The organism is Halomonas sp. DP5Y7-2, assembly GCF_019802025.1.
Lineage (GTDB): Bacteria > Pseudomonadota > Gammaproteobacteria > Pseudomonadales > Halomonadaceae > Halomonas > Halomonas litopenaei_A.
Map to the genome: position 1 here is coordinate 260108 of NZ_JAHVHY010000003.1, position 18228 is coordinate 278335.

An 18228-nucleotide genomic window follows, 5' to 3' on the forward strand; every position below is an offset into this window, starting at 1 on the left:
CATGAGCACCAAGAGTCTGGTCGAGGAGATGCACCAGGTTCAGCTTGCGATCGATTTGATCGAGCTGGGCGCTCGTCTTCAGGTACTCGAAACGGAAACCGACCTGAGCCGGGCGCGCCTGATTCGCCTGTTCAAGGAAGTTCGCGGCATGTCTCCGCCCAAGGGCATGCTGCCGTTCTCCACGGACTGGTTCATCACCTGGCTGCCCAACATCCATTCCTCGCTGTTCTATGCCTACTACCAGCGCCTGCTGGAGCAGGACTGCGAGCGCATGGAGGCGTTCGTCAAGGCGTACCGGCTGTATACCGAGCAGGTCGACATCGACGCCGCCGAGCCGGTGCTGGGCCTGACCCGCGCCTGGACCCTGATCCGCTTCTTCGAAAGCGACCTGCTGCAGCTGAACGCCTGCACCCGGTGCCAGGGACATTTCGTGGCCCATGCCCACTCCCCCAGCCATGACTATGTGTGCGGCATCTGCCAACCCCCATCCCGTGCCGGCAAGACCCGCCGTCGCCAGGCGCTGACACAGGACGGCGTCAGCGCCGAGCCGATCGCCCGACCGGTCAAGCACCAAGCCTGATCCAGCCCCGCGCCGTGGGCTTCGCAGCAAGCCCCGGCGTGGTGGTTCCTGCCTCTCTCGCTCCGATTCAGCTCACCTCAGCGGCCCGATCCTCGCCGCCCAGCCCAGCACCGCCGTTGGAATAGCTTGGCGCTCTTCGCGACCACGATGGAGCCGGTGCAAACCCCGGCCCGCCGCGAACAGGCACTTTTTTTCCATGAACGCTGATTTCACGCTCAAGTCCTGCGTGACCAGGCCGATAACACCAGCAGAACGTCTTCCACGTCCCAGCAAAGGATAGTCGTCGTGCTGATACCCATCGGATTCGCGGTCGTGCTGCTGTCGGTGTTCGGAGGCTTCGTGCTCTCCGGCGGCAGCCTGGGCCCGCTGTTCCAGCCGACCGAACTGCTGATGATCGGTGGTGCCGGTCTCGGTGCTTTCATCGCCTCCAACCACGGCAAGGCGCTCAAGGCGACCTTCCGCATCTTCCCGCGCCTGAAACGCTCCAAGCGTTATGACAAGGCCATGTACATGGAGCTGATGGCGCTGCTCTACCGGATTCTGGCCAAGGTCCGGCGCGACGGCATGCTCGGGATCGAGCGGGATATCGACAACCCCGCCGAGAGCGCGCTGTTCAGCGAGTATCCCAAGGTGCTCGCCGACCCCATGATCATGAACTTTCTGACCGACTACCTGCGCCTGATGGTCGCCGGCAGCATGGATCCCATGGAGATCGACGAACTGATGCTCCATGAGATCGAGATGTTCGAACAGGAAGCGCATATCCCCGCCGATGCCATCGCCAAGGTCGGCGACGCCATGCCGGCCTTCGGGATCGTGGCCGCGGTCATGGGCGTGGTGAAGGCGCTCAGCGCTTCCGCCGCCGACCCTTCCGAGATGGGCGTGATGATTGCCCACGCTCTGGTCGGCACCTTCCTCGGGATTCTGCTGGGATATGGCTTTATCAGCCCACTGGCCAGCCGCATCGAGCGTCAGACAGGCGAGTCGGTGAAGATGCTGCAATGCCTGCGTGTCACTATGCTGGCCAGCCTGCATGGCTACCCGCCGCAGCTGGCGGTGGAATTCGGCCGCAAGGCGTTGCACACCAGCGAGCGCCCCAGCTTCAAGGAGCTGGAAGATCACGTGCGTGACGCCAAGGCTGGCGCGGGGGCGGCATGAGCAGCGCCGACCAGCGTCGCCCCATCATCATCCGCCGCAAGAAAGTGGTGCATCGTCACCATGGAGGCAGTTGGAAGATCGCCCTGGCCGACTTCATGACCGCACTGATGGCGCTGTTTCTGGTGATGTGGATCCTGTCATCCTCCAGCCGCGAGACCCGCGAGGGGGTCGCCGACTACTTCAGCATGCCGCTGCTGGCGTCGATGACCAACGGTGACAGCGTCGCCATGAGCCCCCAGGTCATTCCTGGAGGCGGACCCGACGTGACCAGCCAGCAGGGCGAGCGCATGCGCATCGACCTGAAGCGCCAGACCCGGCCCAGCGAGCAACAGCGCCGGGCCTTTCGCAACCTGCAGCAGCGTATCGAGCTGGCCATCCAGCAGGACCCCAAGCTGCGTGGCCTGCGCGATCAACTGCGTTTTGACATGACCCAGGAAGGCCTGCGTATTCAGCTCCTGGACGATGAGCAGCGTCCGATGTTCGCGCTGGGAAGCGATCGGGTGGCGCCCTACCTGCGGGACCTGCTGCGTACCATGGCTCCCCTGCTCAATGACCTGCCCAACGACCTCAGCATCAGCGGCCACACCGATAGCCTGGCCTACCTCAACAGCAACGGTAGCTACAGCAACTGGGAGCTGTCCTCGGACCGCGCCAATGCGTCGCGCCGCGAGCTGATCGGCGGCGGCCTCGACAGTGGCAAGCTGCTGCGCGTGGCCGGTCTGGCCGACCAGGTCGTCATGCCCGACACCCAGGCCGACGACCCGATAAACCGCCGCATCGAGCTGGTGGTGCTGTTTCCCAGTGTGGCCGAGCTGATCCGTCATCCCGGCACGCTGGATCCGCGCTCCACGCCCCCCACCAGCAATGACAACAGGGCACTGATGGCAGGCCCCCTCGAGAACATCGAAGCGCGCTTCCAGGGCGCCCTGGCCAATGCCACGACAGCGCCGTCCGACGAGCCCCACTGACCCCGGGTGACACACGCATGGATATCACCGATTTCTACGACACCTTCTTCGAGGAAGCCGAAGAACTGTTGGCAGACATGGAGCGCCATCTGCTGGAGCTTGACCCGGCGGCGCCGGACACCGAGCAGCTCAACGCCATCTTTCGTGCCGCCCACTCCATCAAGGGCGGCGCCGGCACGTTCGGCTTCGACGTGTTGCAACGCACCACACACCTCTTCGAGAACCTGCTCGACCATACCCGCCGGGGGGAGCTGCGCCTGCGCCCCGACATCGTCGATATCTTTCTGGAAACCAAGGACATGCTCAACGACCAGCTGGACGCCTATCGCAACGAACAGGCGCCGGATCAAGAGGCCTACGAGCGCATCTGCCAGACCCTGAGGACGCTGGCCCTGGAAGAGATCGGCCAGTCTCTGGATGGCGGCCATGAGGCAGCACCAGCGCCAACGCCCGTCACGCCACCAGAGCCTGAGGCCGCCCCGGCCGAGGACGCGCCCACCCTCCCGAGCGCAGGAGACCGACTGCTAGTCGCGCTGATCGGCGTCGGCGACAAGGACCGGGAACTGCTGGTGGAAGAGCTGGCCCAGCTGGGCGAGGTGGTGGAACAGCGCGGCGATGCCGAGCGCTACGAAGTGGTGCTGTCCACCAGCGTCAGCGCCGAAGATATCGAGGCGGTGATGTGCTTTATCGCCGAACCAGAGCAGGTAGCGATAAGCACCGCAGCCTCATCCAACGCGGCCGCTGACGTGCACGCGCAGGCAACAGGCAGCGAGCCGGAGGCTTCTTCACAGGGCGCTTCTTCACAGGGCTCTGCTTCCACCGACTCTCCGTCCACATCGCAGCCTGACTCGACGCCCCCTGCTTCGACGCCCCCTGCCTCTACGCCTCCTGCCAAGGCGGCGGCTGGTGCCGAGCGCAAGACCAGCGCGAAACCGGCCAAGGAAAACAGCTCCATCAGGGTGTCGGTGGACAAGGTCGACCAGATCATCAACCTGGTCGGTGAGCTGATCATCACCCAGTCCATGCTCGATCAGACGGTCAGCGAGCTGGACGGCGCCGCCGATCCGCGCCTGCTCAACGGGATGAACCTGCTGCAGCGCAATGCCCGGGACCTGCAGGAAGCCGTGATGTCGGTGCGCATGGTGCCCATGGACTATGTCTTCAGCCGCTACCCCAGACTGGTTCGGGACCTGGCCGGCAAGCTCGACAAGGAAGTGGAGCTGACCACCGAAGGCGAGTCCACCGAGCTCGACAAGAGCCTGACCGAACGCATCATCGACCCCCTGACGCACCTGGTTCGCAACAGCCTGGATCACGGTATCGAGTCTCCCCAGACCCGCCTGGCCGCCGGCAAGCCCGCCACCGGACGCCTGACCCTGTCGGCCCAGCACCAGGGCGGCAACATTCTGATCGAGGTGATCGACGACGGTGCCGGACTCGACCGTGAACGCATCCTGGCCAAGGCCAGAGACAGCGGCCTCAGCGTGTCCGACAGCATGAGCGATGACGAGGTCTGGCAGCTGATCTTCGCACCGGGCTTCTCGACCGCCGCCCAGGTCAGCGACGTGTCTGGCCGCGGAGTCGGCATGGACGTGGTCAAACGCAACATCCAGGCCATGGGCGGTCACGTGGAAATTCTGTCGCGCCAGGGCCAGGGCACCACCACCCGCATCGTGCTGCCGCTGACCCTGGCCATCCTCGACGGCATGTCGATCAGGGTCGGCGACGAAACCTTCATCCTGCCCCTGTCGGCGGTGCTGGAGTCGCTGCAGCCGTCCAGGGAGCACCTCTATTCCATGGCCGGCGATGACCAGGTGCTGCAGGTTCGCGACGAATACCTGCCGGTGGTGGCGGTACACGAAGCGCTGGATGTCGCCAATGCCCGAACCGAGATCACCGAGACCATCGCGGTCATCGTCCAGGGCGAGGGCCGCCGCTATGCCCTGCTGGTGGACGACCTGATCGGCCAGCAGCAGGTCGTGGTGAAGAATCTCGAGACCAACTACCGGCGAGTCCCCGGTGTCTCTGCCGCCACCATCCTCGGTGATGGCAGCGTGGCGCTGATCCTCGATATCGCCGATCTGCACCGGCTGCATCGGGAGAAGCGCCAGCGCAAGCCCCGCGACCTCGCTAGCCAGACCGCCTCTCACTCCCTGACGGAGGACCTTTCAGCATGAACCAGCACACCGATCTGGCGGCACAGGCCGCCACCGACCTGAGCCATCGTGAATTTCTGGTGTTTTCCCTCGGTGACGAGGAATACGCCATCGACATCCTCAAGGTTCAGGAGATTCGTGGCTACGAGAACGTCACCCGCATCGCCAACGCTCCGGCCTTCATCAAGGGTGTCACCAACCTGCGTGGCGTGATCGTTCCGATTGTCGACCTGCGCATCAAGTTCCACCTGGAACGCGTGGAGTACGGCGGCCAGACCGTGGTCATCGTGGTCAACGTGGGCACACGGGTGGTCGGCATCGTGGTCGATGCGGTCTCCGACGTCATGACCCTGGCGCCGGACCAGATCAAGCCAGCGCCGGAATTCGGCGTGACCCTGTCGTCGGACTACCTGAGCGGTCTGGGCAGCCTCGATGACCGCATGCTGGTACTGGTGGACATCGACAAGCTGCTGACCAGCGATGAAATGGCCCTGGTCGAGCACGCCGGCGCCAGCGCCTGAACACGCCCCTGACGACTCCAACGCCCCACGGCTGACAAGAAAAGACGCCCCAATAGGAATGGCACGTGAAGCGACTCAACGACATGACGGTAAGACTGAGCTGGACCCTGGTACTCGGCACCTTCGCGCTGCTGGTACTGGTGCTCAGCGGCCTTGGCCTGTACATCACCTCGCTTAGTGAGAATTCGATCCAGCGACTCAATGAAGTCAATGTCGATCAGCAGTCGACGCTCAATCGGGTCAATTCCCAGCAGCTTTTCGTACAGGTGGAGCTGCGCGACATCCAAGCCGGACTGCTCGACGCCGTCTGGCCTGAGGAGCGGGACCCCCTGACCGCCGCCGCCGCCGCGCTGGACGCCCAGCTGGTCCAGCTCAAACAGACCTTTGACGAGTTCATGGCCTTGCCGGCACGGCCCGAACAGGCGGAGCGGATCGCTGCTGTCGAAGCCAGCTTTCATGCTCTGGTCGATGACGGTCTGGCCCCGCAGCAGGCCGCGCTGGCAGCGGGCAATACCGATGCCTTCACCCAGGGTCGCGAGAACCTGATCGGCCTGAGCACAGCCTTCTATACCGCGGCGGTCGACTTCTTCGTCACGGCCGAGCACAACGGTCATGCCCTGTACGACACCTTTCTCGAGCGCATGAGCCTGCTGCAATGGGCCATCATTGCGGTACTGGTGATCGCTGCCCTGACCATCGCTGGCGTGCTGTGGGGAGTGACCATCAACGTCATTCGTCCGTTGGGCAGGCTGGTTGGCTACTTCGAAGCCGTGGAGGGAGGACGCCTCGACCAGCAGATTCCTCAGCGCGGCAACAACGAGATCGGCCGTCTTTACGCCTCCCTGGCCAAGATGCAGGCCGGGCTCGCCAGTACCGTCGGTGCCGTGCGCGACAGCGGCGACCTGATCTACCGTGGCGCCCAGCATATCGCCAGCGGCAACAACGACCTGTCCGCGCGCACCGAGCAGCAGGCGGCAGCCCTGGAAGAAACCGCCTCGAGCATGGAAGAGCTGTCCTCCACGGTCAGCCAGAACGCCGACAACGCACGCCAGGCCAGCCAGCTGGCCAATGAGGCCAGCAGTGCCGCTGGCCGTGGCGGCGACGTGATGGAATCGGTCGTCACCACCATGCATGACATCCGCTCTGGCTCCCACCGGGTAGCGGACATCGTCGGCACCATCGATGCCATCGCCTTCCAGACCAACATCCTGGCGCTGAATGCGTCGGTGGAAGCCGCCCGTGCCGGTGAACATGGCCGCGGCTTCGCCGTGGTCGCCGAGGAAGTGCGCAAGCTGGCCAGCCGCTCCTCCGAGGCGGCCCGCGAAATTCGCGAGCTGATCGACGCCTCCTTGAGCCAGGTCGGCTCCGGCTCCGAGCTGGTCGATGAAGCCGGCGGGGTCATGCGCGAGCTGGTGAAGGCGGTGACGCGGGTCAGCGACATCATGGACGAAATCGCCTCTGCCACCACCGAACAGAGCCACGGCATCGGCCAGGTCAACGACGCCATCACCCAGATGGAACAGGTCACCCAGCAGAACGCCCAGCTGGTGCAGCAGGCAGCATCGGCCTCCAATCAGCTTGAGGCCGAGGCCAGCCGCCTGACCGCCACCATGAGCCGCTTCCAGCTTGTCGAAAGCGGTGAGCGCCAGCGCCAGGACGACCTGACCCGCTGGATGCCGGCGCTGCGCTCGAGTCAGCGCGATGCCGACGCCAGCCGTCACGCGCAACAACGCAACGAACACGCCAGCAGTACCACCAGCCGCGCAGACGGCAATGCGAGTGAAGAGGAGTGGGAGTCGTTCTGACGCCCTGACCAGAACCGCGCTGGCGTGCCCCTAAACACCCAGCGCGGAGCCCAAAAAGAAACACATAAGAACACCGCCACGCAGGGGGCATGATGCGCAACAATCAACCCACGACACAACGAGAGTTCGTCCTCGACGACGAGCACTTCCTGATCTCCCGTACCGACCTTCAGGGCCGTATCACCTACGCCAACCCGGCGTTCGTCGAGGTCAGCGGCTTCAGCCGTGACGAGCTGGTCGGCGCCCATCACAACCTGGTGCGCCATCCGGACATGCCGCCAGCGGCCTTTGCCGATCTGTGGAAGACCCTGAAGGCTGGGCGCAACTGGCAAGGCCTGGTCAAGAACCGGCGCAAGAATGGCGACTTCTACTGGGTCAAGGCCAGCGTATCTCCGCTGGAAGAAGGCGGTGAGGTCGTGGGGTACGCCTCTGTCCGTACCAAAGCCTCTGCCGATGAGGTGGCGCTTGCCGAGCGCGCCTACGCGGACTACCACGCGGGCAAGCGTCGCCCTCGCTTCGTCCTGCGCCAGGGTGAGCTGAAGCGACGTGGCCTGCTGGGCGCCCTGGGCCGCCTGAACCTGACCAGCATGAAGGCCCGCCTGATCGGCCTGATCGGCGTCGCCGTGCTGCTGCTGGCCACCAGCGGCGCGGTGGGTCTGTACGCCGAGCGTCAGGCGGAAAGCCACCTGGCCGCCATTCACCAGGATGGTCTGCAGGACGTGGCCCGGCTGCAGCGCATGGATCAGCTGATCACCCAGGGCTACCAGTCGCTGGTCGGCAAGGAACGCATGGCGCTGATGGACAAGCGCGAAGAGCATGCCGCCAACCTGGCGGGCATTCAGGAAAGCCTAACGAAGCTATGGGACGGCTATCACGCCCGTGAGGTCAACCAGACCGCGCTGGCGGACGCCTTCGACACCCAGTTGAACGACTATCTGGAAGAAGGCCTCGGCGCCTCCATTGATATCCTGTCCGGTGATGACAGCTACGAAGTGTTTGTGGCCCTGCCCAATCATATCGGCGGTGTGGAGGCCCAGGGCAAGGCGCTGTCGAATCGCGTTACCAGTCTGATCCAGGACAAGCAGGCGTCCGCCAATGCCCTGGCCATGCAGGCCAACCAGATGCAGCAAAATATGCTGATGGTGCTCGCCGGCGTTCTCGGCGCAGGCCTGTTGCTGTTGGTGCTGATTGGCACCCTGACCCTGCGCGCCATGCTCAAGCCACTGCGCGATGTGCAGCGCTTCAGCCTGCAGATCGCCTCCGGCAATCTCGGTGCCCAGGTCCCGCGTGCCCGCCGCGATGAGTTTGGCCAGGTCGTCTCTGGCCTCGACGTCATGCGCAAGAGCCTCGGCAGCATCGTCGGCGACGTCAACCGCGCCATCGCCCAGGTCACGCCTGCGGTGGGTGAGATCGCGCGTGGCAACGAAGACCTGTCGGCACGTACCGAACAGCAGGCGTCGTCGTTGCAGCAGACCGCCGCCAGCATGGAAGAGATGACCACCACGGTGGCCCATAACAGCGACAACGCCCGTCAGGCCAGCGGCCTGGCCTCTGACAACGCTGAACGGACCCAGGCCACCGGCGAGCTGATGCAGCGCCTGGTCGGCAACATGGGGGAGATCACCGAAGGGTCACGCAAGATGGCCGAGATCATCTCGACCATCGATGCCATCGCCTTCCAGACCAACATCCTGGCACTGAACGCCTCGGTCGAAGCCGCCCGTGCCGGTGAGCAAGGCCGTGGCTTTGCGGTGGTGGCCGGAGAGGTGCGCACCCTGGCCGGGCGCTCCGCCGATGCCGCCAGCGAAATTCGGGCACTGATCGACGATGCCAACCAGCGCGTGGATGGCGGTGCCGCTCTGGTACGTCAAGCCGAGGCATCCATGACCGAGGTCATGGAAGCCACCACCCGGGTTAATGACATCATGGCGGAGATAACCGCAGCGTCCAACGAGCAGAGCAACGGCATCGTGCAAATCAATCAGGCCGTCGCCGAAATGGACCAGGTCACCCAGCAGAACGCCGCTCGGGTGCAGACGTCTGCCGCTGCCGCCATGCGCTTGCGGGATCACAGTGAGGCGCTGTCGTTCGCTATCCGCGCCTTCCGTCTCAAGGGCGCCGTGCGCGAAGAGGTCAGTGAACAGCCCGACACCACGCGCCGCCCGGCTGCCAACGAGCCAGCGCCCTCCCGCGCAGCTCCTGCGGCCCCATCATCACACCACGAGGAGTGGGAAGCCTTTTGAACGACCCCCTGGCAGCCTCTATCAGCGGTCATCCGAGCGAGGCCATGGCCTCGCTCGAGCGCGACCTGCTGTTGACCGAACGAGACTTTTCTCGCATTCGTCAGCTGATCTACGAGCGGGCCGGTATCGTGCTGGCCGAGCACAAGCGCGAGATGGTCTACAGCCGTCTGGCCAAGCGCCTGCGCCATCACGGCCTGGTACGCTTCAGTGACTACCTGGAGCGGCTCGAACAGCGCCCGGACGCCAGGGAATGGGAAGCCTTCACCAACGCCCTGACCACCAACCTCACGGCCTTCTTCCGTGAGGCCCACCATTTTCCCTTGCTGGCAGAGCACGCTCGTCAGCGCTCCGGCGGCTACCGCGTCTGGAGCGCCGCCGCCTCTACCGGCGAGGAGCCCTACTCCATCGCCATGACCTTGAGCGATGCCCTTGGCGGCAACACCGCCAATCTGGAGGTCATCGCCACCGATATCGATACCGAGGCCCTGGCCCGCGCCCGGGCCGGGGTCTACAGCATCGAGCAGCTGTCGCGGCTTGACCCGGCCCTGCTGAGGCGCCACTTCCTGCGGGGAAAGGGACGTCAGGAGGGTATGGCTCGAGTCCATCCCGAGCTCAGCCGTCGGGTCAGCTTCAACGCCCTCAACCTGCTCTCGCCCAGCTGGGGGCTGGAGGGGCGTTTTGACGCCATCTTCTGTCGTAACGTCATGATTTATTTCGACAAGCCGACCCAAAAGCGCATCCTCGAGCGATTTGCCCCCCTGCTCAAGCCTGACGGTCTGCTGTTCGCCGGACATTCCGAGAACTTTTCCCAGATCACCGCCGCCTTCCGCCTGCGCGGGCAGACGGTCTACCAGTTGCCAGGCGCCCTGACAGACGCCTAAAGATCGGCGCGCGCCTGCCGATAATCCTGGCATGGACCACCCAGAGGAGAGCGGCTTGAGTGCCCCCAAGATCAAGGTGTTGTGCGTCGATGATTCGGCACTGATTCGCAACCTGCTCAAGGAAATCATCCAATCCCAGCCGGATATGGAAGTGGTGGCAGTGGCGCCGGATCCCCTGGTGGCGCGCGATTTGATCAAGCGCCACGACCCGGACGTGCTGACGCTGGACGTGGAAATGCCGCGCATGGACGGGCTCGACTTCCTTGAGCGACTGATGCGGCTGCGACCGATGCCCGTGCTGATGGTGTCGTCACTGACCCAGGCCGGCTCGGACATCACCCTGCGGGCGCTTGAGCTTGGCGCGCTGGATTTTGTGGCCAAGCCGACCCTTGGCATCCGCGACGGCATGCTCGACTACGCCAATGACATTGCCGACAAGATACGCGCTGCTGCGCGCTCTCGGCCGCGTCAGACCAAGCCTCGGGAAGCCCCACCACAGCGCCTTTCGGCACCCATCATCGGCAGTGAAAAGCTGGTCGCCATCGGGGCCTCCACCGGCGGCACCGAAGCCATTCGGCAGGTGCTAGAGCCACTGCCTGCCGCCAGCCCGGCGATCATCATCACCCAGCACATGCCTGGGGGCTTTACCCGTTCCTTCGCAGAACGCCTCGACCGGCTGTGCCAAATCGCCGTCAAGGAAGCCAGCGACGGCGAGCGCCTGTTGCCGGGCCATGCCTATATCGCCCCCGGCGATCATCACCTGGAACTCGCCCGCAGCGGTGCCAACTACATCGCGCGACTTCACGCAGGCCCACCGGTCAACCGTCACCGCCCCTCGGTGGACGTGATGTTCGACTCCGTGGCACGCCTGGCGGGTGCCAATGCCGTCGGCGTGCTGCTGACCGGCATGGGCAAGGACGGTGCGGCGGGCCTGTTGCGCATGCGCGAGGCCGGCGCCAAGACCCTCGCCCAGGACGAAGCCAGCTGTGTGGTGTTCGGCATGCCGCGGGAAGCCATCGCCCTGGGCGGCGCCACGGAAGTGATTGCATTGCCCGACGTCGCGCCGCGCATCCTGGCGCTGGTGGCCGCAGCAGGGCGCGCCCAACGTGTTTGATCATCGCCCTGGGCAGGGCGCCGTCAGCTAGAGGACTCTACCGTGGCAAGACTTCATCATATTCGCCTGCACACCCTGATGGTGGCGATGCTCGCCAGCCTGCTCGTGGCGGCCATTGTCGGCCTCGGGATCGGCATGCTGAGCAGTCACAAGGCCGCCCAGACCCTGTCTCTGCTCAATCGTATCAACGTCGAGCAGCTCAACGCCGTCAGCCGCGGTGACGCGCTGCTCAATGAGGCCCTGCTGGAAGTGGAAGTGGCATCAGGCGGCGTCAATCAGGAACTGGTGTCCGGACTTGGCCATGCCAGGGAACTGGTCGAACGCGCCAGGACCCACTTCGAACGCTTTGCCGCCGTGCCACGCACCGCCCAGGGAGACGCCACGGGGCAGTTGATCGAAGACCGCTATCCCCAGGTCATCGAGGGCGCGATGACACTGATCGACGCGCTGGAAGCCGGCGACATGACGCGCTTCACCGCGGGCAGCCGTCAACTGGCACCGCAGCTTGACGCCCTCAACGACGTGCTCGACGACTTCAGTCACTACGCCGACCGCCGTGGCGATGTCATCAAGGCCGACTTCGAACGCCAGGTGGCCACGGACCGCCTGCTCGAGATCGCTGCCCTGGTGATGATCCTGCTGGCGGTGCTGGGCGCCTACCTGCTGCTGCGAAGCCTGGTGATCAAACCGCTCAAGCGCGCGGTGAATACCCTGGACGCGATCGCCCACGCCGACCTCTCCCAGCCCATCGAGGTGCGCGGCAACAACGAGATCAGCCAGCTGTTCACCGCCATGCACCAGATGCAGGCCAAACTGGGCCAGACCGTCAGCGAGGTACGCCACGGCGGCACTCGCATGGCCGACGCCAGTCGCGAGATCGCCGCTGGCAATGTCGACCTGTCGGCACGCACCGAACAGCAGGCGGCATCGATCGAACAGACCGCCGCCAGCATGGACGAACTGACCACCACCGTCGCCCAGAATGCCGATAACGCAGGCCAGGCGCGACATCTGGCGAGCCAGGCCTCGACCACCGCCGAGCAGGGCGGAGACGTGGTCGGGCGAGTGGTCGAGACGATGGAGACCATCAGCCAGGATTCCCGTCAGATCAGCGATATCACCGGGATGATCGACGCCATTGCCTTCCAGACCAACATCCTGGCGCTGAATGCCTCGGTGGAAGCCGCCAGGGCCGGCGAGCAAGGCCGTGGCTTCGCGGTCGTCGCCGGCGAGGTGCGCAGCCTGGCCAGCCGCAGCGCCGAGGCGGCAGGACGTATCAAGACGCTGATCGAGACATCCACCCAGCGTATCGACGGGGGCACCCAGCTGGCACGCCAGGCCGGTGACACCATGGCCGAGGTGGTCAACGCCGTGCGCCGGGTCCACGACATTGTCGACGAGATCGCCGTGGCCTCCCGCGAGCAGAGCGAGGGTATCGGCCAGATCGGACAGGCCGTCACCCAGCTCGACCAGACCACCCAGCAAAATGCAGCGCTGGTACAGCAGGTATCCCGCGCCGCCGAAGACCTGGCCATCCAGGCCCGCCAGCTGGCCACGACGGTAGCCATCTTCCAGCTGCCCGACGATAGCAACGCCGCGCTTTCTCAGCGTGCCCCGGAACCGGCCGCGGACGCGCCAACGCTTGCTGACGCAAGACCGCGCAACGACGAGTCGGCGCCCCCCGCGACACGCACCGCACAACGACACGAAGAAACCGAATGGGAGGCCTTCTAGGCCCCCTCCTCCCCAAGCGAACGATGAGGAACCTGATTCATGGCCGACAAGAACATGCGCATTCTGGTGGTGGACGATTTTCCCACCATGCGACGTATCGTGCGCAGCCTGCTCAAGGAACTGGGCTTCACCAATGTAGAGGAAGCCGAGGACGGACAGGACGGGCTCAACAAGCTGCGTGAAGGCGGCTACGACTTTGTCGTCTCCGACTGGAACATGCCGAACCTGGACGGCCTCGAGATGCTCAAGACCATCCGCGGCGACGACAGTCTGAAGGCACTGCCGGTGTTGATGGTGACCGCCGAGGCCAAGAAGGAAAACATCATTGCCGCGGCCCAGGCTGGCGCCAACGGCTATGTGGTCAAGCCCTTCACCGCCGCCACCCTGGAAGAAAAGCTGAACAAGATCTTCGAAAAGCTCGGCATGTGACGCCAAGGCGTCACCAGGAGACAACGATGACACACCCGCAGATCGCCAGCGCCAACTCCGGTGCACAAGGCGACGACCTGGTCCAGCGCATTGGCCAGCTGACCCGCATGCTGCGCGAAAGCATGCGTGAGCTGGGCCTGGACAAGGAGATCGAAAAGGCCGCAGAGGCCATCCCCGACGCTCGTGATCGTCTCAGCTACGTGGCCAGCATGACGGAACAGGCCGCAGAACGTTCACTCAACGCCATCGATCGCGCCCAGCCTCTGCAGGATAGCCTGAGCGAGCATGCCCAGGCCCTGGACGAGCGCTGGCAGGCCTGGTTCGACGCTCCCAAGGAGCTGGACGACGCCCGCGACCTGGTCAGCGACACTCGCGCCTATCTGGCGATGGTGCCGGAAAACACCCAGGCCACCCAGAAGGAGCTGCTGGAAATCTTGATGGCACAGGATTTTCAGGACCTCACTGGCCAGGTGATCAAGCGCATGATGGACGTCATCCGTGAGATCGAGGACCAGCTGGTGCAGGTGCTCATCGACAATGTGCCTGATACGGATGCCCGCGACAGCCTGCGGCGGCGCAACGAGGACTCGCTGCTCAACGGCCCGCAGATCAAGCCGGAAAGCAGCGACGTGGTGGCCAGTCAGGACCAGGTCGACGATCTGCTGGACGAGCTTGGCTTCTAAGCTCACGCCGTTGTCCATACGCCTGGTGACAGGCCTGCCGTGCGCGTGATCGCCGACGACATCGTTCGGCTGCGGCGCTGAAGCGGCGTCTGACTGCTCTCCCCGGGAATGTCTCTGGGCTTACCTCCATCCGGGGGTAAGCCTGCGTTCTCGTCATCTTTTCGAGCCTTTGATCTGGCTAACAGCGGCGACAATGGGTCATACCAGAATCTGTGCCCATTGACTGCCCATGGCCGATAGCGCGAGCGATCAGGAAAAGACCGAAGAGGCCACCCCCCGACGCCTGGAGAAGGCCAGGGAGGAGGGCCAGGTAGCCCGTTCCCGCGAGCTGGCCACCTTTATGCTGCTGCTGGGCGGTGTGGTCGGGCTGTGGTCGATGGGTGCCATGCTTTACGGTCAGCTAGGTTCGGTCATGGAGCAGGCCTTCCTGTTCGAGCGGCGCGAGGCCATGGAAACCATGCCGATGCTGTCCCAGGCCCTCGACCTGGGTAGCCGCACCCTGATCAGCCTGATTCCCCTGTTCCTGCTGCTGACACTGATCGCGCTGGTGGCGCCGGCGCTGCTGGGAGGCTGGCTGGTGTCGGCCAAGTCGCTCAAGCCGCAGCTGTCCAAGCTCAACCCCGCCAAGGGGCTCAAGCGGATGTTCTCGACCCACGCCCTGGCAGAGCTGGCCAAGGCCATTGCCAAGTCGGTACTGGTCGGCGGCGTCGGCCTGGGCTACGTCTATCTGCATAAGGGCGATGCGCTGGGCCTGATGGAGATGCCGATCGCCGCCGCCCTGGCCGCAGCGATGCGCATGGCGGCCGAAGCCAGCGCCTTGATGGTGCTGACCCTGGTGGTGGTGATCCTGATCGACGTGCCGTATCAGCTCTGGAGCCACGCCAAGAAGCTGCGCATGAGCAAGGAAGAGATCAAGCAGGAACACAAGGAATCCGAGGGCGACCCCCAGGTCAAGGGCCGCATTCGTCAGCAGCAGCAGGCCATGGCCCGCGGGCGCATGATGAGCAAGGTGCCCGAGGCCGATGTGGTCGTGACCAACCCCACCCACTTCGCCGTGGCCTTGAGTTACCGCGAGGGCAACATGGGGGCGCCGCGGGTGGTGGCCAAGGGAGCCGACGCGGTGGCCGCCCGCATCCGCGACCTGGCCCAGGAGGCTGGGGTGCCGCTGCTGGAGGCGCCGCCACTGGCAAGAACGCTCTACCGCCACGTGGATCTCGATCGCGAGATTCCCATGGCGCTGTATACCGCCGTGGCTGAGGTGCTGGCCTGGGCCTTCGGCCTCAAGCGAGCCGCCAGCGAGGGCGAGGCCCCGCCCCCTGCCCCCACGGCCATCGCCGTTCCCGACGAGCTGGCCGTGGCCGCCGATGCGCCCGAACAGGACGTGACTACCGATGAGAGACAGCCATGACCGCTGACACCAGCACCCGATCCAGGCTTGACGGAGCAGGCGGATGAAGTCGTTTTCCCAGTATCTGACGCGCCGCGACTGGATGGCCGAGGTGCCAATGAAGGTGCTGGCCGGGCCGCTGCTGATCATCATGATCCTGTCGATGATGATCCTGCCGCTGCCGCCCTTCGCGCTGGATCTGTTCTTCACCTTCAACATCGCCCTGGCGGTGATGGTGCTGCTGGTCAGCATGTTCACCGAGAAGCCGCTGGACTTCGCTGCCTTCCCGGCGGTGCTGCTGTTCACCACCCTGCTCAGGCTGTCACTCAACGTCGCCTCGACCCGGGTCGTGCTGATGAACGGCCATGAAGGTGGCGACGCCGCGGGCAAGGTAATCGAGGCCTTCGGCCAGTTCCTGGTCGGCGGCAATTTCGCCGTGGGGCTGGTGGTCTTCCTGATCCTGGTGATCATCAATTTCATGGTCATCACCAAGGGCGCGGGGCGCATCGCCGAAGTGGGCGCTCGCTTCATGCTGGATGCCATGCCCGGCAAGCAGATGGCCATCGACGCCGACCTCAACGCCGGCTTGATCGGCGAGGAAGACGCCAAGCGTCGGCGTGCCGAAGTGGCCCAGGAAGCCGACTTCTACGGTTCCATGGATGGTGCCAGCAAGTTCGTACGCGGCGACGCCATGGCGGGCCTGGTGATCATGGTGGTCAACGTCCTTGGCGGCCTGATGATCGGCCTGATGCAGTACGACATGGCCTTTTCCGACGCCGCTCGCACTTACATCCTACTGACCATTGGCGACGGTCTGGTGGCTCAGATCCCGGCCTTGGTCATCTCCACCGCCGCCGGCGTCACGGTCTCCCGGGTCAACACCGACCAGGATGTGGGCCAGCAGATGATCAGCCAGCTGTTCGTCAATCCCAAGGTGCTGCTGCTGGCCGCTGGGGTGATGGGCCTGCTCGGTCTTGTGCCGGGCATGCCCAACCTGGTCTTCCTGCTGTTCACGGGTCTGCTGGCAGGACTTGCCTGGTGGCTATCGCGGCAGTCCGAGAAGCGCCTGGTGGAAGAGCAGGAAAGCGCAACGCCGGCACCTCCCACCGAAGCCCCGGAGGCCAGCTGGGATGATGTGCAGCTGGTCGACACCCTGGGTCTTGAGGTGGGACATCGCTTGATTCCCCTGGTCGATGCCCGCCAGCAGGGTGAGCTGCTGGGGCGGATCAAGAGTGTGCGCAAGAAGTTTGCCCAGGAAGTCGGCTTTCTGCCGCCGGTGGTACATATTCGCGACAACCTGGAGCTCGACGCCTCGACCTATCGCGTCACCCTTAAGGGGGCAGAGATCGGCCGCGCCGAAGCCTGGCCAGGCCGCTGGCTGGCCATCGACCCTGGACAGGTGTCCGGCGAGCTGGAAGGCACACCGACCCAGGACCCCGCCTTTGGCCTGCCTGCCATCTGGATCGATGCCAGCCAGCGTGAGCGCGCTCAGGTCTATGGCTACACCGTGGTCGACGCTAGCACCGTAGTGGCCACCCACCTCAATCACCTGCTGCATCGTCATGCGTCCGAGATGCTGGGTCGCCAGGAAGTACAGAAACTGCTCGACAAGCTGGGCAGTGAACAGAAGTCACTGGTGGAAGAGGTGGTTCCCAAGGCGCTATCGCTGACCGCGTTCACCCGGGTATTACAGCAGCTGCTGGACGAGGATGTGTCGATCCGCGACCTGCGCACGATTCTCGACACCCTGGCAGAACACGCTCCCCATCAACAGGACCCCACCGAGCTGACGGCGCTGGTGAGGATTGCCCTGGGCCGGGCCATCACCGAGCAGTGGTTTGCCGGCCAGGCGTCCCTCAACGTCATCGGCCTCGAACCTCAGCTGGAGCAGGTACTGAATCAGGCGATGAACGGCAACGGTGCGCTCGAACCGGGGCTGGCCCAGACCCTGATGGACCAGACCGAGGCCGCCCTGGCTCGTCACGAAGCGACCGGCGAGCCGCCGGTCCTGGTGGTATCGCCGAACATGCGTCCAGTGCTGGCGCGCTTCCTGCGTCGGCGCCTGCGTCACCTGGTGGTGATGTCCCAGGCCGAAATTCCAGACGACAGGCTACTGCGCGTCACTCATCAAGTGGGGGGCATGTGAACCGCTTCCTGCGTCGCACCGTTAGCGCTGCCGCTGTGGCCATCGCGGTCGTGCTGGCAAGTGCCACCGCCGTGGCCTTTCCGGGCGCCTGGACCGCCAGCGCTCCGCGCCTGTCCGTCGCCTCCAGCCAACTGGAGCGTGATTCAGCGGCGCTGGCACCGCCCGCCGGACACGCCGATGGTGTCGTCGAGCGAGTGGTCTGGCGCTATCGCCAGGCCCCTGGCGCAGGCCTGTTGGCACGCCTGTGCCATGGCCATCGCTGCGTACGCCTGAACGCCGCGCGTGGCAGCACCGAGGCCTTTGCCGGGCTCGCCGCCGCCGGCCCCTTCGTCTTTCGTTTTCGTCTGGCGGAGGGTGCGCCACCGCAGACGGTCGAGGGCATGACCGTGATCGTCAATCACCGTTGACGCTGTCGCCGAGGAC

General features: G+C 64.8%; 15 protein-coding genes. All 15 read left to right on the forward strand.

Annotated elements, in window-relative coordinates:
- Window position 1: 1 nt before the first annotated feature.
- The 15 genes from flhC (at window position 2) to KUW18_RS04805 (ending at window position 18212) form a co-directional block, all read left to right on the forward strand.
- Complete coding sequence (gene flhC, locus KUW18_RS04735) at window positions 2-580, forward strand: flagellar transcriptional regulator FlhC (RefSeq protein ID WP_222486859.1); 579 nt, start codon at window positions 2-4, stop codon at window positions 578-580.
- Window positions 581-865: 285 nt separating this feature from the next.
- On the forward strand, window positions 866-1738 hold the full coding sequence (gene motA / locus KUW18_RS04740; protein ID WP_206941906.1) for a flagellar motor stator protein MotA: 873 nt from the start codon (window positions 866-868) through the stop codon (window positions 1736-1738).
- Window positions 1735-2706 carry a flagellar motor protein MotB gene (gene motB, locus KUW18_RS04745; protein ID WP_206941907.1) on the forward strand — a complete coding sequence of 324 codons (972 nt, stop codon included), beginning with the start codon at window positions 1735-1737 and terminating at the stop codon, window positions 2704-2706. The genes motA and motB overlap by 4 nt, the downstream gene beginning before the upstream one ends.
- Window positions 2707-2723: 17 nt before the next feature.
- Window positions 2724-4883 (forward strand): chemotaxis protein CheA, encoded by a 2160-nt coding sequence (cheA, locus tag KUW18_RS04750; protein ID WP_222560921.1) that lies wholly within the window; start codon window positions 2724-2726, stop codon window positions 4881-4883.
- The gene (gene cheW / locus KUW18_RS04755; protein WP_206941909.1) at window positions 4880-5383 is read left to right on the forward strand and encodes a chemotaxis protein CheW; all 504 of its coding nucleotides are present in this window, start codon (window positions 4880-4882) and stop codon (window positions 5381-5383) included. Before cheA ends, cheW begins: the two co-directional genes overlap by 4 nt.
- A 65-nt stretch (window positions 5384-5448) precedes the next feature.
- Window positions 5449-7188, forward strand: a complete 1740-nt coding sequence (locus KUW18_RS04760; RefSeq protein WP_315900644.1) for a methyl-accepting chemotaxis protein — start codon at window positions 5449-5451, stop codon at window positions 7186-7188.
- 92 nt (window positions 7189-7280) lie between these two features.
- A complete protein-coding gene (locus tag KUW18_RS04765; RefSeq protein WP_222486861.1) occupies window positions 7281-9431 on the forward strand; it encodes a methyl-accepting chemotaxis protein in 2151 nt (716 codons plus the stop codon).
- A gap of 44 nt (window positions 9432-9475) precedes the next feature.
- The gene (locus tag KUW18_RS04770) at window positions 9476-10312 is read left to right on the forward strand and encodes a CheR family methyltransferase (RefSeq protein WP_222238046.1); all 837 of its coding nucleotides are present in this window, start codon (window positions 9476-9478) and stop codon (window positions 10310-10312) included.
- A gap of 55 nt (window positions 10313-10367) precedes the next feature.
- The gene (locus tag KUW18_RS04775) at window positions 10368-11426 is read left to right on the forward strand and encodes a chemotaxis response regulator protein-glutamate methylesterase (RefSeq protein WP_224907888.1); all 1059 of its coding nucleotides are present in this window, start codon (window positions 10368-10370) and stop codon (window positions 11424-11426) included.
- 42 nt (window positions 11427-11468) lie between these two features.
- Complete coding sequence (locus KUW18_RS19875) at window positions 11469-13160, forward strand: methyl-accepting chemotaxis protein (protein WP_222560922.1); 1692 nt, start codon at window positions 11469-11471, stop codon at window positions 13158-13160.
- 39 nt (window positions 13161-13199) lie between these two features.
- Window positions 13200-13589 carry a chemotaxis response regulator CheY gene (gene cheY / locus KUW18_RS04785; RefSeq protein WP_206941913.1) on the forward strand — a complete coding sequence of 130 codons (390 nt, stop codon included), beginning with the start codon at window positions 13200-13202 and terminating at the stop codon, window positions 13587-13589.
- Window positions 13590-13615: 26 nt separating this feature from the next.
- Window positions 13616-14272 (forward strand): protein phosphatase CheZ, encoded by a 657-nt coding sequence (gene cheZ, locus KUW18_RS04790; protein ID WP_206941914.1) that lies wholly within the window; start codon window positions 13616-13618, stop codon window positions 14270-14272.
- Between the two features lie 229 nt (window positions 14273-14501).
- Window positions 14502-15680, forward strand: coding sequence for a flagellar biosynthesis protein FlhB (flhB, locus tag KUW18_RS04795; protein ID WP_206941916.1), 1179 nt, complete (start codon window positions 14502-14504; stop codon window positions 15678-15680).
- 43 nt (window positions 15681-15723) lie between these two features.
- Window positions 15724-17805 (forward strand): flagellar biosynthesis protein FlhA, encoded by a 2082-nt coding sequence (gene flhA / locus KUW18_RS04800; RefSeq protein WP_222484132.1) that lies wholly within the window; start codon window positions 15724-15726, stop codon window positions 17803-17805.
- Complete coding sequence (locus KUW18_RS04805; RefSeq protein WP_206941920.1) at window positions 17802-18212, forward strand: flagellar protein FlhE; 411 nt, start codon at window positions 17802-17804, stop codon at window positions 18210-18212. The genes flhA and KUW18_RS04805 overlap by 4 nt, the downstream gene beginning before the upstream one ends.
- Window positions 18213-18228: the final 16 nt, after the last annotated feature.

What these genes read in the sequence shown, in the direction of transcription:
- motB (WP_206941907.1), top strand. Translation starts at nt 1,735, where the DNA reads ATGAGCAGCGCCGACCAGCGTCGCCCCATCATCATCCGCCGCAAGAAA.
- KUW18_RS04765 (WP_222486861.1), top strand. Translation starts at nt 7,281, where the DNA reads ATGCGCAACAATCAACCCACGACACAACGAGAGTTCGTCCTCGACGAC.
- flhB (WP_206941916.1), top strand. Translation starts at nt 14,502, where the DNA reads ATGGCCGATAGCGCGAGCGATCAGGAAAAGACCGAAGAGGCCACCCCC.
- flhC (WP_222486859.1), top strand. Translation starts at nt 2, where the DNA reads ATGAGCACCAAGAGTCTGGTCGAGGAGATGCACCAGGTTCAGCTTGCG.
- KUW18_RS04770 (WP_222238046.1), top strand. Translation starts at nt 9,476, where the DNA reads ATGGCCTCGCTCGAGCGCGACCTGCTGTTGACCGAACGAGACTTTTCT.
- cheW (WP_206941909.1), top strand. Translation starts at nt 4,880, where the DNA reads ATGAACCAGCACACCGATCTGGCGGCACAGGCCGCCACCGACCTGAGC.
- cheA (WP_222560921.1), top strand. Translation starts at nt 2,724, where the DNA reads ATGGATATCACCGATTTCTACGACACCTTCTTCGAGGAAGCCGAAGAA.
- cheZ (WP_206941914.1), top strand. Translation starts at nt 13,616, where the DNA reads ATGACACACCCGCAGATCGCCAGCGCCAACTCCGGTGCACAAGGCGAC.
- flhA (WP_222484132.1), top strand. Translation starts at nt 15,724, where the DNA reads ATGAAGTCGTTTTCCCAGTATCTGACGCGCCGCGACTGGATGGCCGAG.
- cheY (WP_206941913.1), top strand. Translation starts at nt 13,200, where the DNA reads ATGGCCGACAAGAACATGCGCATTCTGGTGGTGGACGATTTTCCCACC.